Below are 17,529 nucleotides of genomic sequence, written 5' to 3'. Positions count from 1 at the left end.
AAATGAAACCAGACAATCCGCACAAACACCTGAAATCAAACGAATAATTCATGCAAAAATCTCGGGAACAACAACGATAACGAACAGGATAAGACGAATCAGCCCGGAATCGGTTGCGACTCTGGCGCTTGAATCGATCCCGACCGATGCGAGATCTTGAAATGCCCGCCGCCGCGTCCTAATTCTGAGGGCGGCGGGCTTCTGCTCTTCACGCGATCGGCCAAATTTCCACTGGCCTATAAGTTTTCCGAGGGCGCTGGCTCTGTCGTGACCCTGGTCACGTTACCCGGTACCCACCTGTACAATCAGGCTTTCGGGAAATCTGACGCCGACGCGGTCGCTGCGGTTCCCGCCACCTTTATTCCCCGCTCCGATAGGACAGATCGAACGCCACCCTGCCCCCCAGGGCCATTGCATGGGCGTGGGTCGCCCCGTTCAGGGGCAGGGGTCCGATCCTGGCGCCGGTGATGATCACGTCGCCTGCCTTCAGGGGCATTCCCTGACTGCGGGCATGCCCTGCAAGCCAGCCAAGGAAATCCATCGCCTGATCCATCGGTGCGGCGGCCTCGGCGACGCTTATCGTGTCGCCATCCAGCATCAACGTGATGTCCAACTGGTCGGGCAGGCCGTCGCGCCACCCATCGATCGGGTCCCCCAGAACCACCCCGGCGGACCGAAAGCCGTCGGCCATGCTTTCCAACGGTGTGAAACCGGCCCCCGGGGCATAGCGTGGCGCGACCAGCTCGAAGGCCAGGCAGATCTTGGCGATGGCGGCCATCGGGTCGGCGGCATCGGGTTCGCAGGACAGGATCAGCGCCGTTTCGACCTCGATCGCGGTATCGGCGGGCAGCTGGGCCGCCCCGCCCGAGTCATGCAGGATGCGGCGCGGCAGGGCGGCCGCCTGTCGGTCCCGCCCCTCCAACAGCGCCATCTTCCACAGGCCGCCGGGATCGCCCAGGCCTTGGATCACCGCGCGCTGCACCGCATAGGCGTCGCGCAGGTCCCGCGGGCAGGGCGACAGCCCCTGCGGGCGCGCGCCCCCCTGCCAGGCGGTCAACAGGGGCGCGGCGGCAGTCGCGGCATCAAAATCATCATTCATCGTCAGGCGTCCTTCAGGGTCATGTGAGGCATGGCGGCCGGCGGCACGATGGCGCCACGGTGGCGGACGACGATGGCCGCCAAACGCGCCGCCGCCGCCACCGCCTGCGCGACCCCCGCCCCCTGCCCCCGGGCCGACAGCCAGGCCGCGTTGAAGCTGTCGCCGGCGCCGGTGGTGTCGATGGCCGTGACGGCGGGCGGCAGGTCATGCGAGGTCCAGGCCGCGGCACCCTGCGCGCGATGCAGGACGGGACCGCCGCCGGTCGTCAGCACGATCTCGGCCCCGGTCAACGCCATCAGGGCTTCCATCGCGGCCTCGGGGCCCGTGATCCCGAAGCAGCCCTGGATGTCGTCCAGCGACGGCATCAGCAGATCGACCATCCCGGCCATGCGCCCGATCGCCTGCCGCGCGACCTGACGGTCAGGCCACAGGTGCGGGCGGTAATTGGTGTCGAAGGCCAGATGCGCGCCCCGGTCTCGGCAGGTCTGCAGCCAAGTCGTCAGGGTGTCGCGCCCCGCGGGGTGCAGCACCGCCAGCGCCACTGCCGACAGAAAGACCGTATCGGCCCGTGGCAGCCCACCGAAGATCCGGCTGTCGTCGAAATGGCTGCGGAAGGGCGACTGGTCGCGCCAATAGGCGAAGCTGCGTTCGCCCGCCGCATCGGTCGTCACGAAGCTGAGGCCCGGGCGGGCGCCCGCGCGCGCGGCCAATGCCGACAGGTCGATGCCTTCGGCGGCGATGCGGTCGCGCAGCCACAGGCTGTGGGCATCGTCGCCCAGGCAGGACAGGTATCCCACCCGCCCCGGCCCCAGCAGGCGCGCCAGATAGATGGCCGTGTTCAGCGTGTCGCCGCCCGCGTTGCGCAAAAAGCCCTGCGGATGGTCGGGCATGGCGGTGAACTCGATCAGCGGCTCGCCGATACAGAGGTAATCCATGTCAGGTCCGGACTTCGGTCGGCAAGGGACGTCCGCCGAAATGGGCGTCCAGATTGTCCAGAACCAGCTGCGCCATCGCGCGCCGCGCCTGTTCCGTGGCCGAGGCGACATGCGGGCTCAGCACGCAATTGGGGGCATCCAGCAAGGCCTGGGGCACCTTCGGTTCGTCGTCGAAGACATCCAGCCCCGCCCCCGCGATGGTCCCGTCGCGCAGCGCCGCAGCCAGGTCATGGGTCTGCACCACCGGGCCGCGCGCGACGTTCACGACGATCCCCTGGGCCCCCAGCGCCGCCAGCACCGGCCCATCGACCAGCGCGCGTGTGTCATCCCCGCCCGAGGTCGTCACGAACAGCGCGTCGCAATCGCGCGCCAGCGTCAGCGCATCGGGGCGGAAGGCGTCGGGCGCGCCGGGCTTTTCGCTGCGCGCGGTGTACAGCACCTGCATGCCCAGCCCGCGCAGCATGTCGGCCAGCGTCCGCCCGATGCGGCCATACCCCAGGATGCCAGCCCGCATATCGATCAGGGACCGGCCAAGCGCCAGCTTGCCGCCCTGTTCCCACGCGCCCGCACGGATGAAACGATCGCCCTCGGCGATGCGGCGGGTGCAGGCCAGCGCCAGGCCCAGGGCCATCTCGGCCACGGCGGGCGACAGGACATCGGGCGTGGTCGAAACGCGGATGCCGCGCCTGGCCGCCTGCGCCATGTCCACCGCGTCCAGGCCGACGCCGTTCACCGCGATCATCCGCAGGTCGGGCAGCGCCTCCATCTGCGCGGCCGACAGGCCGATATTGCCGGCGGTCACCACGGCGGTGACATCGCCCGCATCGGCGATGTCGCGGATGACGTCATAATCGGCCTCCAGCCGGTCGGTCATGTCGGCGGGCTTCAGGTCGGCCAGTGCCAGGATCCGGGGCCGGGTCATGCGATCTGCCCCAGGAAGTTCTTCAACCGGTCATTCGCCGGGTTGCCGAAGAAGGCCTCGGGGGCGTTCTCCTCGACGATGACGCCCTTGTCCATGAAGATGACGCGGTCGGCCACGGCGCGGGCAAAATCCATTTCATGGGTGACGCAGATCATGGTCATGCCTTCGCGGGCCAGATCGATCATCGTGTCCAGAACCTCCTTGACCATTTCAGGGTCCAGCGCGCTGGTCGGTTCGTCGAACAGCATGATGCGCGGCTTCATGCACAGGGCGCGGGCGATGGCGACGCGCTGCTGCTGGCCCCCCGACAGCTGGGCGGGATATTTGTCGGCCTGTTCGGGGATTCTGACCCGCTCCAGATAATGCTGGGCGGTGGCCTTCGCCTCGGCGCGCGGGACCTTGCGGGTCTTCATCGGCGCCAGCATGCAGTTTTCCAGCACCGTCATATGCGGGAACAGGTTGAAGGACTGAAACACCATCCCCACGTCGCGCCGCACCTTGGCGACATTGTCCCCGCCCGCCGTCAGTTCGACCCCGTCCACGGTGATGGAACCGGATTCGATCGCCTCAAGCTGGTTGATGGTGCGGATCAGCGTCGACTTGCCCGACCCCGACGGGCCGCAGATGACGATCCGTTCGCCCGGCGCGACCGTCAGGTCGATATCGGTCAGGGCATGGAAGGCGCCGTAATACTTGTTCACGGCGCGCATGATGATGGCATGTTCGGTCATGTGTCGTCCCCTGCGGAAACGCCCGGCCACGGATGGCCGGGCTGTCGGATCACTTGTCGGTCTTGACGAAATCGGGCAGCGGCTCGCCCAGCCATTTTTCATGGATGCCGTCCAGCGTGCCGTCGGTCTTGGCCTCGGCCACGAAGGCATTGACCTTGTCCAGCAGCGCGTCCGATCCGGGCGCGACCGCGATGCCCTGCACCTGGCTGGACAGGTCGAACTTCTTGTCGAAGCGATCGCCCGTCGCCTGCGCGATCTGCGACATCACGATGTTCGACGCGCCGATCAGCTTGACCTGTCCCGACATCAGCGCCTGCACCGCGGTCGCGTCATCGTCGAAACGCTGGATCTGCGCGGTTTCGGGTGCGACGGCGGTCACGCCGCTGTCCTGGGTCGAGGCGCGGGTGACGGCGATGGCCTGGCCGTCCAGCCCTGCGGCCTCGGTCAGTTCGACCCCCTTGTCGCCATAGACGGCGATGCTGATCCCCGCATAAGGGTCCGAGAAGTCGACCTTCTGGGCGCGTTCCTCGGTGATGCCAAGCGATGCGACCAGCACATCGACCTGACCCGACAGAAGATAGGGGATGCGGTTCGGGCCGGTCACCGGCACGATCTGCGTGTCCACCCCCAGATATTCGCCAAGCGCCTTGGCAACATCGGCGTCATAGCCGTCGGGATTGCCGGAATTGTCCTGGATGCCGAAGGGCGGGAAATCGACCAGCATGCCAACCTTGACGGTCCCGGCATCCTCGATGGCCGACAGATCGGCGGCAAAGCCGGGCGCGGCGAGGCCAAGGGCCAGCGCGCTGGCGGCAAGGGTGGTGAACAGGCGGCGGTTCAGGGTCATGGTTTCCTCCTCCAGGAAAATGTCAGCGCGTGATGGCACGGCGCATGCGGGCTTCCATGTGGCGGGCCAGCAGCGACAGCGGCCAGCACAGCACGAAATAGAGCGCGGCGACCGTGCCGAAGACCAGGAACGGCTTGAAGGTCGCGTTGTTGATGATCTGGCCGGCCCGCGTCAGTTCGGTGAAGCCGATGATCGAGGCCAGCGAGGTGCCCTTGATCAGCTGCACCAGGAAACCGACGGTCGGCGCCACGGCAAGGCGCATCGCCTGCGGCAGCACGACATGGCGCATCCGGTCAGGGTAGGACAGGGCCAGCGCGGTCGCGGCCTCGGACTGGCCCTGGGGCACGGCCTGGATGGCGCCGCGCCAGATCTCGCCCAGATAGGCGCTGGCATGCAGGGTCAGCGCGACGGCAGCGGCCAGCAGCGGGTTGATCGGCAGCCCCACGACAGCCAGGCCGAAATAGACCAGGAACAGCTGCATCAGCAGGGGCGTGCCCTGAAAGACCTGGATGAAACCAGCCGCCGCCCGACGCAGCGCGCGACCCTGCGATGTGCGTGCCAAGGCAATGCCCAGCCCGCCGATGGCCCCGCCCAGAAAGGCGATGGCCGACAGGATCAGCGTCCAGCGGATTGCGCCCACGATGAACAGAAGTTCGGCCGAGGTGAATTCACGGATCATGTCAGCGCCCCGCCGGATAATTGAAGAACACCCGCCGGATCATTCCGAAGACGGTCGAAAAGCCCAGGGCCAGCAGGAAATACATGATCGTCAGCACCAGATAGATCTCGAAGCTGGCGAAGGTGCGGGCATTCAGGTCCGCCCCCGCCGAGGCCAGGTCGCTGGCCGAGATGACCGACACCACGCTGGAGGTCAGCATCAGATAGATGAACTGGCTGGTCAGCGAGGGATAGATGTTGCGCAGCGCCGGACGGATGACGACATAGCGAAAGATCTGCACGGGGTTCAGCCCAAGGGCGCGTCCGGCCTCGATCTGGCCGCGGGGGATGGATTCGATGCCCGACCGGATGATCTCGGTGCCATAGGCGCCGACATTGATGACCAGCGCCAGCAATGCCGCGCTGTCGGGCGACATGGACAGCCCGATGGCCGGCAGACCGAAATAGATGAAGAAGATCTGGATCAGGAAGGGCGTGTTGCGGATCACCTCGACATAGATGTCGATCAGGAACCGCAGCGGCCGGATACCCGACGTCTTGCCGACCGCGCCCAGCACCGAGACGACCATTCCCAGGATCATCGCCATCAGCGACAGCCGCACCGTCAGCCAGGCACCATTGGCCAGCAGATCCAGGCTTTCGAATACCGGTTGGAAGTTGAACTGATACATCGGCCTCCCCGCAGATGTTTCCATTCCCTATTTAGAACGATCTAAAAGCAGCCGGAGAACAAGTCAAACCTTTTCGCAACCGCTGCTGTCGCGCACCCTGAGTTCGGGCGCCACGCATTCGCGCAGGACCGGCGCATCGGCATCGGCCAGGCGACGCGTCAGCAGCCGCGCCGCCGAGGCGCCGATCCGCACCGGGTGCATGGCGACGCTGGTCAGGGGCGGCCAGACCATCTGCGCCATTTCCAGATCGTCCAGCCCCACCACCGCGACGTCCCGTCCCGGCGTCACGCCAAGGCGGCGCAGACCCACCATCAGCCCGGCGGCCAGCACGTCGTTGAAGCACAGGATGGCGGTGGGCCTGCCCGCCAGAACCGCCCCCGCCGCGCAGACCGAGGCCTCCCATGTCAGGTCGGTTTCGGTGATGCCGGCCTCGGTCGCGCCGGTCTCGGCCAGCGCCAGGTCAAAGCCGCGCAGCCTTTCCGCCCGGGCCGAGGTCCGCGCCCGCACCGACAGGAAGGCGATCCGCCGATGCCCCCTCTCCACAAGGTGCCGCACGGCCAAGCGCATCCCATCGATGTAATCGCCACCCGCGTAATCGGTCAGATCCTCGCCGACCTCGCGCATGGATTGCACCACGGGCAGCCCCCAGTCCCGCACCCGCGTCATCAGCGCCGGATCGGTGCCTGCCGCGGGGCACAGGATCAGCCCGTCGACGCCGTGGCCGCGAAAGCGTTGCAGGATCTGGGATTGCAGATGGGTGTCGTCATGGCTGTTGGCCAGCAGGACCACGCGGTCGCCCTGCCCCAGGACCTGTTCCGCCCCCGACAGGAATTCAGTGAAGAAGGGGTTCACCAGGTTCGGCACGACGACACCGATGGTGCGGCTGCTGTTGTTGCGCAGCCGCGCCGCGCCGATATCGCGGACATAGTCCAGGTCGGCCATCACCTGTTCGACCTTGTCGCGGGTATGCCCCGCGACAAGGGGCGATTTGCGCACGACCAGCGACACCGTGGCCCGCGACACGCCGGCGGCCTTTGCCACCTGGTCCAAGGTTACCCGTCTGTGCTTCATCGCGGCGCCCCTGCCTTGTTTTGTCAAAGGGGGTATAGGAAGTTTCCCGTCGCAAGGGAAATCCTTCGCCGCGCCGATGCCGTGCTAATGGGCCAGCATTTCGGACAGGATCTGATCGCCGGTCATGCCGGTGGGATAGAAGGTCGGCCAGTTCGTCACCTCGGCCAGCAGCGCGTCCCGATCGTCGCCCCAGTACAGGTGGTAATGCCCCGCCTTGACCGGCGCGATGGCGTGATCGCTGAACTGGATGAAGTCGGGGGCTCCTGCATCGCCATCAGCCTTGCGAAAGACATAGCGGACACCGCGATTGCCCTTGGCATAGGTCAGGATCTCCTGCCCGTCGGACAGATAGCGCCCCTGCAGGATGCCGTCTTCGGCATGGAAGGTCACGATATCGCCCTCGATCCGGATGCGGTCGGTCGTGCTGCGATACCCGGTGGCGTAGTATTCCTTGTATTCCTCGGCGGTCTTGTCGCCGTGATGGGCCTTGTCGCGCATCACCGGATCCAGCGTGCCGTCCAGCAGATAGGGATAGACCGATTGCCAGTCGCCCGCCCAATCCGACAGCGGACGGGCCTGAACCTGAGCATCCTCGAAATAGCCTTGGGCAATACGGTCCTGCGCATGGTCGTGCTGATGCGCCGCATCATGACCCACCGTTTGTTGCGCCACGACAGGGGCCGCCGTGCCCGTCATGGCCAATGCCAGAATGGCGGCCTTTGTTACCTTGGTTATCTGCATCATCTCTGTCCTTCCGGGTCTGTATCGGGCGCCTGCCACGCGGGCAGGGCTTATGCTATATTATAACATAACCATAAGAAGCAAGCCCTTGTGGAAGATCGTGTCGGGATCGGCCCGCTGCAAAGCCCCTCCAATCCCCGCTTGTCGGAATGAACGATGCCCATGGCCCCGCACAGGGCCCAGCTTTTGCAACCTTCAGAAACACGGGGAAGGGGTGGCGCAGAAGCCGGTCCGAACATCCCTGCAGATCACCGGGGCCACGACATGACCATGGCGGGCATTTGCCCGCCATGGTCATGCGTCAAGATATAGCCTGACCGTCCGGTACGGCGCGGGGCCGATCAGAACACGAAATCATTCTCGGACAAGCTGGATATTCCTGCGACGAAGATCTCGAAATCAGCCCGGGCATCGCCGTTGTGATCCCCGCGGATGACGACACCATCGCCCTGCTTGACGTACCAGACCGATCTTGCCGCCGCATTGGTGCCGTTGAAATCGAAATCCTGGACGCCGCGCATCCGGGTATTGGCGTCCAGCGTGGACAGGTCGATATCGTCGCGACCATTGCTGAAGTTGAAGATCTGGTCACGATTGGCCCCGCCGGCTCGACTGTCCGAAAAGGCGCGGAAGACGAAGACGTCGCGCAATCTGTCGGCGCCACCGTAAAGCATGTCCCGCCCCGCGCCGCCGATCAGTTGGTCGGCCCCGCCGCCTCCGTTCAGGCGGTCATTGCCGGCACCGCCCAACAGCCGGTCGCTGCCGGCGTCGCCCAGCAGATTATCATGTCCGTTCCAGCCTTCCAGCGTGTCATTGCCCAGCTGCCCCCTGAGGATATCGCCATCGGCCCCGCCCTTCAGCAGGTCGTTGTCCGCATCGCCCAGCAGGGTGTCGCTGCCCGCCCCGCCAAGAAGCCGGTCATTGCCCAAACCGCCTTCAAGACGGTCATTCCCGGCAAGGCCATCCAACCTGTCATTGCCGGCCAGCCCCTTCAGGACGTTGTTGCCCGCGTTTCCGGTCAGGTTGTTGGCCTGCGAATTTCCCGTGCCCTTGACGTTGCCGCCGCCGGTCAGCACCAGGTTTTCCAGATCGGCCTGCAACTGATAGGAGAACCTGGCCCGGACGGTGTCACTGCCGCCGCCGCCGGCTTCGATGATCCGGTCCTTGAGGCTGTCGATGAAATAGATGTCGTTGCCCGTCCCGCCAAAAAGCGTGTCGGCCCCGGCCCCGCCATCCAGCGTATCATTGCCGGAACTGCCCGACAGCCGGTCATTGCCGGCAAGGCCCCGGATCAGGTCATTTCCCCCCATGCCGTTGATCGCGTCGGCCTGTTCGCTGCCGGTCAGCGTCTCGTTCAGGCTGGAACCGACGATGGTGCCGTCAAGGATGGTGCCCGTTCCCCAGATGGTCTGGGTCTGCCCGGAAATCGCGGTGGGATAGGGGGGCGTGATACGCAGCTGGAAGGTTTCGGGGGATTCGGAGATCAGGTCGTTTCCGATCGGGACCGTCACCAGCACCCGGGTCTGACCGGGTTCAAAGGTGACGGTCCCGCTTCTGGCGGCATAATCCGATCCCGACCTGGCGCTGACATCAACGGTCCGATAGCTGAGCGAGACGGCCTCGGTATGGGATTGAGAAAGCTCGATGGCAAAGACGGCCTCGCGCCCGTTCGGCCCTTCGGTCACCGTGCTGTCCGAAATGGCGATCGTCCGGTTCACGAAGGGGCCGTCGTCATCCTTGATCCAGCCCAGGGCCATCAGCGATGCATTGCCGCCACCGAACGTCGCCCCATTGGGATTGCGCAGCTCCAGCAGGAAGGATTCGTCCAGTTCATCAACCAGGTCGTAATTGGCGCGCAGAGAAAGCGTCTTGACCGTTTCACCCGCCGCAAAGGTGACGGTTCCCGATATGGTCGAATACAGATCCTCCAGCGATGCCGACTTGGGCAGGGCGGCGTAATCCACGGTGATCGCATCCGTGGCCGGTTGGGACAGACGGATCGTGAAGTTGATATAGTCGTAAAAGCCCTCGATGACGCTATCACCTTCGATCGACAGAACCGGCACCGAGCTGTCGTCATCAAGGATGATCGCCGTCCCGCTGGCGCTGCCGACCCCATTCCTCCCCGTAACGAGCAGATCGAAGCTCTCGGTCGCCTCGGGCGCAGCGTTATTGATCAGATCGACCTCGACAACCGCTTCGGTCTGACCGGCTAGGAAGGTGATGGTGCCCGTCTGGGACACGTAATCCGACCCCGCCTTGGCGCTGCCATTGTCGGTTTGATAAGCAAAGCTCTGCGTCGTCGCAAAGCTCTCCGACAGGCTGACCGTGAAGACGGCCTTGCCCCCCGAGGCTTCGTTCACGACCAGATCGGAAACCGCCAGTGCGCGATTGTTCACGACCGAGCCGTCGTCATCACGGATCCAGCCGATCGTCGTGAGGCTTTCCACGTTGCCGCCGAACGTGGCACCTTGCGGATCGCGAAGTTCGAAGATGAAAGCCTCGTCCGTTTCGTCATTGCCTTCGTGCTGGGCGCGCACCGTGACCGACTTGACAGTCTCGCCCGCTTCGAAAGTCACCGTGCCGCTCAATGTGCTGTAGAGATCCTCCCATCCGGTCGTCTGGGGGGTGGCCTGATAGCCGACCGTGACCGCATCAGAAGCCGGTGCGGACAGTCGGATCGTGAATTCGATATAATTGTAAAAGCCCTCAACATGGGAACCGCTTTCCACGGAAAGAACCGGCAAGGGGCCGTCATCATTCAGGATCTGCGCCACCCCTACGGCGCTGTCCACACCACCCGTGCCGGTGATCGCCAAGCCGAAGCTCTGGGCGGTTTCCGGCAGGTTGTCGTTGATCAGATCAACATCGACGATGGCCTCGGTCTGGCCTGCCAGGAACTTGATCTGGCCGCTCTTCTGGACATAGTCCGACCCCGCCTCGGCCGAAACGTCATAGGTGCGATAGGTGAAGGTCTGATCCGAAGGGAAGGGTTGGGACAGGCTGACGATGAATGACACCTTGCCGTTGGCCGCCTCGTTGACGATCGGGTCGGAAACCGCGATGGCACGGTTGTTCGCGGTGCTGCCGTCATCGTCCAGGATCCAGCCAAGCGTCGACAGGCTGTGGATATTGTTGCCGAAGGTCGCATTGATCGGATCGCGCAGTTCAAGGACGAAGGCCTCGTCCGCTTCGTCCACGCTCTCATGCGACGCCCGCACCGATATCGTCTTGACCGTTTCCCCAATCCCGAAGGTGACCGTTCCGGAAAGCGTGCTGTAGAGGTCTTCCCATCCGGCCGTCTGGGGCAGCGCCTGGTAATCCACCGTCACGGCATCCGTCGCCGGTGCCGACAGGCGGACGGTGAATGTCAGGGTATTGTAGAACCCTTCCGTGACGCGCGGGCTGTCGATGGTGATAATCGGTTCCATGCTGGACTTCCTTTTCAACTCTTGACGCGATGCTGATGACTTGAAACCCGGAAGCGGAATGTCTGAATATCCGATTCGGTCGTAAAATTATTAATTGGTTTGGCAAACAAAAGAAGACCAATATTCCATCAGAAAGGACATTTACCTTTCCCCTGCGGCTTGTTCTTTAAAAATCAATCTCGGATCAAATGTTATCAAAGCGCTATTGCAATCCAAGGCCCCCCGAAACCAGGCCGGGGATGATCAGCAATGCTTGTTGGCTTAGGGCCAGATGATATGCCCCCCAGTCAGGGAGGGTCATCGCCGGGATTATTGGGGACAACGCATGCTGCGGGATACCGCCGCACCGGTCAGCTCTATTCAGTTGCGGATGCCCCAACCGCCAAATGCAAAGCCCACTGGCGTGCTTTACCTTTAAAAAGCCCTTATGTGCCACGCAGAGCAATTGGCATAAGCAGCAATAAACAACCGGAAAGGGTAAGTATTTATTATCGTCTCATCCTTTTGCATAAATTACACCCACAAAAGGATAAGGGTCGCCAACCGGACTACGCCTTTCGGCTCATCATCCAGATAAAGAAAAGACCGCCGCATAGCCCCGTGACGACTCCGACGGGAATATCCTCGGGGGCCAGGGCGAACCTGGCCAATGCGTCGGCCGCAATCAGGAACACGGCCCCCGCAAAGGCCGAACCGGGCAGGATCCGGCTGTTGTCGCCGCCAAGGACCAGGCGGACCAGGTGCGGCATCATCAGACCCACGAAGCCGATCAATCCCGAAAAGGCGACCATCACCCCGGTAATCAGCGCCGCCGCCACGAAGATCGACAGGCGAAACCGTTCGACCTCGATGCCCAGGCTGGAGGCGGTCTCGTCGCCCAAACTCATGGCATTCAGCGACTCCGACCGGGACCAGAGCCAGAGACCGCAGGGCAGCAAAACCGCCAGCGGCCAAGGCAGATGGGACCATTGCGCCAGCCCCAGCCCGCCCAGCATCCAGAAGACGACGGTATGGGTCGCACGCGGATCACCCAGAAAGATCAATATGTTGGCCAAGGCCATGATGACAAAGCTGACGGCCACGCCGGTCAGCACCAGACGGTCTGCGCTGCAGGCCCGCGACAGGCGCGCAACCCCCAGGACCAGCGCGGTCGCCATCAGCGCGCCGGCAAACGCCATCAGGGGCACGGTCAGCCCCCCCAGAAACATCCCTGTATGCAGCAGCGCGGCAATCGCGCCGAAGGCCCCGCCGGACGAGATGCCCAGCAGATGCGGGTCGGCCAGCGGATTGCGGGTGACCGATTGCAGGGCCGCGCCGACCAGGCCCAATCCCGCGCCCACAAGCCCCGCCAGGATCACGCGGGGCAGGCGGATCTGCCAGACGATGCTGGCCTGGCCGGCGCTGATATCCCGGTCGATCATGCCCGGCAGCAGGTGATCCAGCACCACCGCCAGAACCGTCATGGGGGGAACAGGGACGGTGCCCAGGCAGACGGCGAACCCGACGGTGACCAGCATGATCGCCACCAAAGCGCCGCCCAGGCCCAGCTTGGGGCCAAGACGCCGCCCACTGAGGGGCGCGGCTGTGGTTTCGGTCATGGCCCGACCGTCCGGAAGGCCGAAACCAGCGTCTGGACCGCATGGATGTTGCGTGGCCCGGGCGTCGCCTCGACATAGTCCAGAACCACGAAGCGGTCGTTTCGGACGGCATCGATATCGGCCAGGGCGGGATTGTTCTTCAGGAAGTCGATCTTCTGTTGGGCGGTGACGTCCCCGTAATCGACGATGACGATCACCTCGGGGTCACGGCTGACCACCGGCTCCCAGCTGACCCCGGCCCAGCTTTTGGCCAGATCGTCCATGATGTTGCGCCCCCCGGCGGCCTCGACCAGGGCGGTGGGCATGGCATGGGCACCGGCGGTGAAGGGCGACTCCTCTCCGCTGTCATAGATGAAGACCCGCAGCGGCCTTTCACGATCCACCCCCGCGGTGAGGGTCTTCAACCGGGTGCGCCAGTCCGCCACCAGCGCCTCCGCGCGATCCTCGACGGCAAAGATGCGGCCCAGGTTCAGGATGTCGGCATACATGTCCTCCATGCTGGACCGGGGACGCGGGCCCAGATGGATGCAGCTTTCGGTCAGTTCATAGACCTGGATGCCAAGGGGCGCCAGCGTCTGGGGGGTCACCTCGCCGCCGACCGTCATGCCGTAATTCCAACCCGCGAAAAAGAAATCCGCCCCCGACCCCGCCAGAACCTCTTTGCTAGGGTATTTTTCCGACAGTTCGGGCAGTTCGGCCACCTTGGCGCGCATGGTTTCGTCAAGCGTCTTCCAACCGGAAATGCCGGTATAGCCCACCATCCGGTCGCGCAGTCCCAGCACCAGCATCATCTCGGTCAGGTTGACGTCATTCGACACGGCACGGGCCGGCGGTTCATCGACGGTGATCATCCGGTCGCAGCTTTGGACGGTCACGGCATGACAGGGTGCGGCCGCGGCCAGAAGCAGCAGGGCGGCAAAAGCAGGGCGAAACATCAATCGGTCCTTTCGGCGTCACAGATGGAAGGCAAAGCGGGGCGCATGACCCGAATGGTCGATCCGGGCCTTCACATGGAAGGCATGGGCCAGCGTGGCCTCGGTCAGCGCCTGGTCGGGGGGGCCGTCGGCCAGGATGCGCCCCCCGGCCAGGACCAGGATGCGATCGGCAAATCCGGCCGCCAGGGTCAGGTCATGCAGCGTGGCGATGACCGTCAACCCCAACCCGCGCAGCAGGGCCAGCAGCTCCAACTGGTGGCGGATGTCCAGATGGTTGGTCGGCTCGTCCAGAACGATCACCTGCGGCTCCTGCGCCAGCGCGCGGGCCACCATCACGCGCTGACGCTCGCCGCCCGACAAGGTTCCGAATGGGCGATCCGCCAAGGCCGTCAGGTGCATCCGCTCCATCGCGGCGCCGACGATGCCTGCATCCCCGTCATCGGCCAGGGACAGCCCCGCCCGCCAACCCCGCCGATGCGGCAACCGCCCAAGGGCCACGATCTGCCGCGCCGTCAGGGCAAAATCGGTCGGCTGCTCCTGCAGGACGGCGGCCACGTTGCGGGCGACCTCGGTGGCGCGGGATTGCCACAGATCCTGCCCAAGCACCCTCACGACCCCACTGCGGGGGGCATGATGGCGATAGATCAAGCGCAACAGCGATGATTTGCCCGCCCCGTTCGCGCCGCAGATGGCCATGATCTGACCCTGGGGCACGGCAAAACCAAGATCCGACAGAATGTCTTGTCCCTTTGGCGGTCCCCAGCTGACATCACGCAGCTCTACCGCGGGGATCATCCGGACACCGCCGCGCAAGGCCTGCACCGCCGGCGCGGCATGATGGCTACGGGCCGAAGATCAGTGCGGCGGCGGCATCCGTCGCTGGAACCGGCACGGGTCGGGGCAGGAACCGGCAGATCAGCCGGCAAAATGCCCGGTCTGATGCGCGTCAAAGGTCCGGATGCCCCCGGCTTCACCTTTCGGATCGAACCCCGAATTCCATCTGCAGAAAACAGGCACCGCGCCCTTTGCGGCACGGATAAGGCGCGCAGGGACGCCCGCCGTCGCGATATGTCAGCCACCAAATTCTCCTTCCGGGGCACCCCGCCCGGTGATTGTCCAGCATGATGGCAGGTCTCCTGACTTCGCGGGTCGCGGCATACCCCGCCTTCCCATGCCCCAGGGGGCACAGTGGCATCGGGGGACGCTCGCCGCTTACAGTTGCGGGGGCAGTCACGGATTTGGCGCCTGATGGCTACACCGCACCGTGTTCCCTTTTCACCCGACCGCGCGTGGCTTGGTCGGGAACCATCACCGGCATGAATGACGCCCCGTGCGGAACGGGTCAAGACAGAAGGCACCACGCCACAGGTCAGGCACCCGTTTACGTTATGTTATAATATATCATATAATGGATGGCGAAAGGGGAATGCAAGCGGTCTGCCTCCCCGCGCATCCGCAATGCCGCGCCGTCACTGCGGGGTCGCATTCCGACAGCGGCGGTCGACGGCCGTCGTGGGACGAACCGCGACCGCTGCGGCAGCCTATTGCGGCTGCCGCAATGCCTTGGCGACGGAGGGGTGAGCCAGCGCGGTCATGATGCCGCGCAGTTCGGCCAGGCCTTTCAGGCGCCCGATGGCGGGGTAACCGGGCTGGGCGCGACGCTGCTGGTCATCCAGGATGTCCTGGCCGTGATCGGGGCGCATGGGGATCTGCCAGTCGGCGCGGCCTTCCGCGCGACGGCGGGCTTCCTCCTCCAGGACGGCGGCGATGACGGCAACCATGTCGGTATTGCCCTCAAGATGGGCCGCTTCGTGGAAAGACCCGCCCAGCTGGCGGTCCTCCAGTGCGACATTGCGCAGATGCAGGAAATGGACGCGGTCGCCAAGCCGCCGCATCATGCCCGGCAGGTCGTTATCCGCCCGCGCCCCAAGCGACCCGGTGCAAAGCGTGATGCCGTTGGCGCGAAGATCCACCGCATCCATGACCGCCTTGTAATCGGCCTCGGTCGACATGATCCGCGGCAGGCCCAGCAGGGGAAAGGGGGGATCGTCCGGATGGCAGCACAGGCGCATGCCCAGTTCGTCCGCCAGGGGTGCGACTTCGGCCAGGAAATCGACCAGATGGCCCCGCAGGCGTTCGGCCGGGATGCTGTGGTAATGCGCCAGATGCGCCTTCACATCGTCCATGGACATGCGTTCGGCCGCGCCGGGCAGGCCGAAGACGACATTGCCGGACAGCTGTTCCCTGCGTGCCTCGGTCATATCCGCGAAACGGGCGCGGGCGGCCTCGGCCACCTCGGGGGCGTAATCATCCGCGGCACCGGCGCGCTGCAGCAGGAACAGGTCGAAGGCCGCGAAATCGACGGCGTCATAGCGCATGCAGGTCGCGCCGTTCGACAGGCGATAGGCCAGATCGGTGCGCGTCCAGTCCAGGATCGGCATGAAGTTGTAGCAGATGACCCTGATCCCCGCCTGATGCAGATGGCGCATCGAGGTTTTCCAGTTCAGGACATGCTGCTTCCAGTCGCCGCTCTGGCGCTTGATGTCCTCCGAGACGGGCAGGCTCTCGACGACCTCCCATGACAGGCCCGAGGGCGCGCCGTCCGACATGACGGCCAGTTCGGCCTGCCGCTGCGCGATGTCCGCGGGCTGCCACACCGCGCCGGTGGGGACGTGGTGCAGGGCGGTCACCACCCCTTCGACCCCGGCCTGCAGCATGTCGTCGATGGACACCAGATCCTTGGGTCCGAACCAGCGCCAGGTCTGTCTCATGCCATGGCCTCCTTGTGGGGCTGGCCGCCTTGGGCGGCAAAGGTAATCTGCACCTTGACCGAACGCGCACGGTCGCGCGCCGTCTCGAATGCCTGATGCGCCTGATCGGCGGGAAAGGTTGCGGTGATCATCGGGGTCGGGTCTATGGCCCGCGACCCGATCATCTGGACCGCCTCGGCGAATTCGACGTCGAAGCGTTGCGAGCCGACGAACAGGATCTCCTTGCCGACCATGACGTTCAGCGGCAGGGCGGTCGGCCCTGCGACCCCCACCTGGACCAGCGTCCCAAGCGGACGCAGGCAGGCGACCGCGTCGGCGATCGCAGGCGCTGCGGCCGAACATTCAAAGACCAGATCGACCTGGCCCCTGCCCTCGCGCCAGGGGGCCAGCCCGTCGGGATCGGTCCGGGTGTTGACCGCGTGATCGGCGCCCATTTGGCGCGCGACGGCCAGAGTCGCGTCCTGGATGTCGGTGACGATGATCCGGGCCGCCCCCCGCTGGCGCGCCACCGCGATGCACAGCGCGCCGATGGGCCCGGCCCCGGTGACCAGCACCGTCTTGCCGGTCAAGGGCCCTGCCAAATCCTCGGCCCGACGAGCGGCGTGCAGACAGACGGCCAGCGGTTCGGCGCAGGCGGCGGCGCCCGGCCCGATCCCCTGCGGCAGCGGGTGGCACTGGGCGGCGCCGATCACCATCAGGTCGCGGAACATGCCCTGCTGATGGGGCAGATACATGGCCGAACCCTTGAACTTCATCGCCGTGCAATGACGTTCCAGACCCTGGCGGCAGAAATCGCAGGTCCCGCAGGGATGCGACGGATTGATCGCCACCAGCTGCCCGACCGCCAGCCCCGTGACGCCCGGGCCAAGCGCCTCGACCCGTCCGGCGGCCTCGTGGCCCAGGATGATCGGCTCGCGCACGCGGATCGTGCCGATCCCGCCCTCCAGCCAGTAATGCAGGTCCGACCCGCAGATGCCCCCGGCCAGGATCGCCACGCGGACCTCGCCCTGGGCAGGGGCCTGGGCGGGGCGGGTTTCCAGTCTCAGGTCGTCCTGCGCATGCAGGCAGACGACACGGTTGGTCATGGGATTGGTCATGG

15 protein-coding genes and 1 riboswitch are annotated in these 17,529 nt (G+C 65.1%); all 15 genes read right to left on the bottom strand.

The genetic code is table 11. The features are described 5' to 3' along the window. Positions 1-358: 358 nt before the first annotated feature. On the bottom strand, positions 359-1,099 hold the full coding sequence (locus IE00_RS17900; protein WP_072298550.1) for a hypothetical protein: 741 nt from the start codon (positions 1,097-1,099) through the stop codon (positions 359-361). A 2-nt stretch (positions 1,100-1,101) separates the two neighbouring features. Continuing rightward, positions 1,102-2,034 carry a sugar kinase gene (locus tag IE00_RS17895; protein WP_072298549.1) on the bottom strand — a complete coding sequence of 311 codons (933 nt, stop codon included), beginning with the start codon at positions 2,032-2,034 and terminating at the stop codon, positions 1,102-1,104. A gap of 1 nt (position 2,035) precedes the next feature. Further along, positions 2,036-2,956 carry a 2-hydroxyacid dehydrogenase gene (locus IE00_RS17890; protein ID WP_072298548.1) on the bottom strand — a complete coding sequence of 307 codons (921 nt, stop codon included), beginning with the start codon at positions 2,954-2,956 and terminating at the stop codon, positions 2,036-2,038. Continuing rightward, positions 2,953-3,687 (bottom strand): amino acid ABC transporter ATP-binding protein, encoded by a 735-nt coding sequence (locus tag IE00_RS17885; RefSeq protein ID WP_072298547.1) that lies wholly within the window; start codon positions 3,685-3,687, stop codon positions 2,953-2,955. The genes IE00_RS17890 and IE00_RS17885 overlap by 4 nt, the downstream gene beginning before the upstream one ends. Positions 3,688-3,736: 49 nt before the next feature. Beyond that, positions 3,737-4,534: a transporter substrate-binding domain-containing protein gene (locus tag IE00_RS17880; RefSeq protein WP_072298546.1), complete on the bottom strand. Its 798-nt coding sequence runs from the start codon at positions 4,532-4,534 to the stop codon at positions 3,737-3,739. A gap of 22 nt (positions 4,535-4,556) precedes the next feature. After that, positions 4,557-5,210, bottom strand: a complete 654-nt coding sequence (locus IE00_RS17875; RefSeq protein WP_205949707.1) for an amino acid ABC transporter permease — start codon at positions 5,208-5,210, stop codon at positions 4,557-4,559. A 4-nt stretch (positions 5,211-5,214) separates the two neighbouring features. Then, positions 5,215-5,883 carry an amino acid ABC transporter permease gene (locus tag IE00_RS17870; RefSeq protein ID WP_072298544.1) on the bottom strand — a complete coding sequence of 223 codons (669 nt, stop codon included), beginning with the start codon at positions 5,881-5,883 and terminating at the stop codon, positions 5,215-5,217. A 63-nt stretch (positions 5,884-5,946) separates the two neighbouring features. Next, on the bottom strand, positions 5,947-6,954 hold the full coding sequence (locus IE00_RS17865; protein ID WP_072298543.1) for a LacI family DNA-binding transcriptional regulator: 1,008 nt from the start codon (positions 6,952-6,954) through the stop codon (positions 5,947-5,949). A gap of 84 nt (positions 6,955-7,038) precedes the next feature. Beyond that, the gene (locus IE00_RS17860; protein WP_371328459.1) at positions 7,039-7,698 is read right to left on the bottom strand and encodes a ZinT family metal-binding protein; all 660 of its coding nucleotides are present in this window, start codon (positions 7,696-7,698) and stop codon (positions 7,039-7,041) included. 338 nt (positions 7,699-8,036) lie between these two features. After that, positions 8,037-11,126 carry a Calx-beta domain-containing protein gene (locus IE00_RS19565; RefSeq protein WP_083554505.1) on the bottom strand — a complete coding sequence of 1,030 codons (3,090 nt, stop codon included), beginning with the start codon at positions 11,124-11,126 and terminating at the stop codon, positions 8,037-8,039. A gap of 548 nt (positions 11,127-11,674) precedes the next feature. After that, positions 11,675-12,724, bottom strand: coding sequence for an iron ABC transporter permease (locus tag IE00_RS17810; RefSeq protein ID WP_072298542.1), 1,050 nt, complete (start codon positions 12,722-12,724; stop codon positions 11,675-11,677). Next, a complete protein-coding gene (locus IE00_RS17805) occupies positions 12,721-13,659 on the bottom strand; it encodes an ABC transporter substrate-binding protein (protein WP_083554504.1) in 939 nt (312 codons plus the stop codon). The genes IE00_RS17810 and IE00_RS17805 overlap by 4 nt, the downstream gene beginning before the upstream one ends. An 18-nt stretch (positions 13,660-13,677) precedes the next feature. Beyond that, positions 13,678-14,454, bottom strand: a complete 777-nt coding sequence (locus IE00_RS17800) for an ABC transporter ATP-binding protein (RefSeq protein WP_072298541.1) — start codon at positions 14,452-14,454, stop codon at positions 13,678-13,680. A 313-nt stretch (positions 14,455-14,767) separates the two neighbouring features. Next, a riboswitch (cobalamin riboswitch) is annotated at positions 14,768-14,984 on the bottom strand. Positions 14,985-15,200: 216 nt separating this feature from the next. Further along, positions 15,201-16,430: a mannonate dehydratase gene (gene uxuA / locus IE00_RS17795; RefSeq protein WP_072298540.1), complete on the bottom strand. Its 1,230-nt coding sequence runs from the start codon at positions 16,428-16,430 to the stop codon at positions 15,201-15,203. Beyond that, entirely contained in the window at positions 16,427-17,515 is a 1,089-nt protein-coding gene (locus tag IE00_RS17790; RefSeq protein WP_072298539.1) for an L-idonate 5-dehydrogenase, read from the bottom strand. Before IE00_RS17790 ends, uxuA begins: the two co-directional genes overlap by 4 nt. Positions 17,516-17,529: the final 14 nt, after the last annotated feature.

This window comes from Paracoccus sp. SM22M-07 (genome assembly GCF_001887735.1).
Classification (GTDB): Bacteria; Pseudomonadota; Alphaproteobacteria; order Rhodobacterales; family Rhodobacteraceae; genus Paracoccus.
The sequence above is the reverse complement of the archived record's forward strand: the minus strand, read 5'-3'. Positions and strand labels throughout refer to the sequence as shown.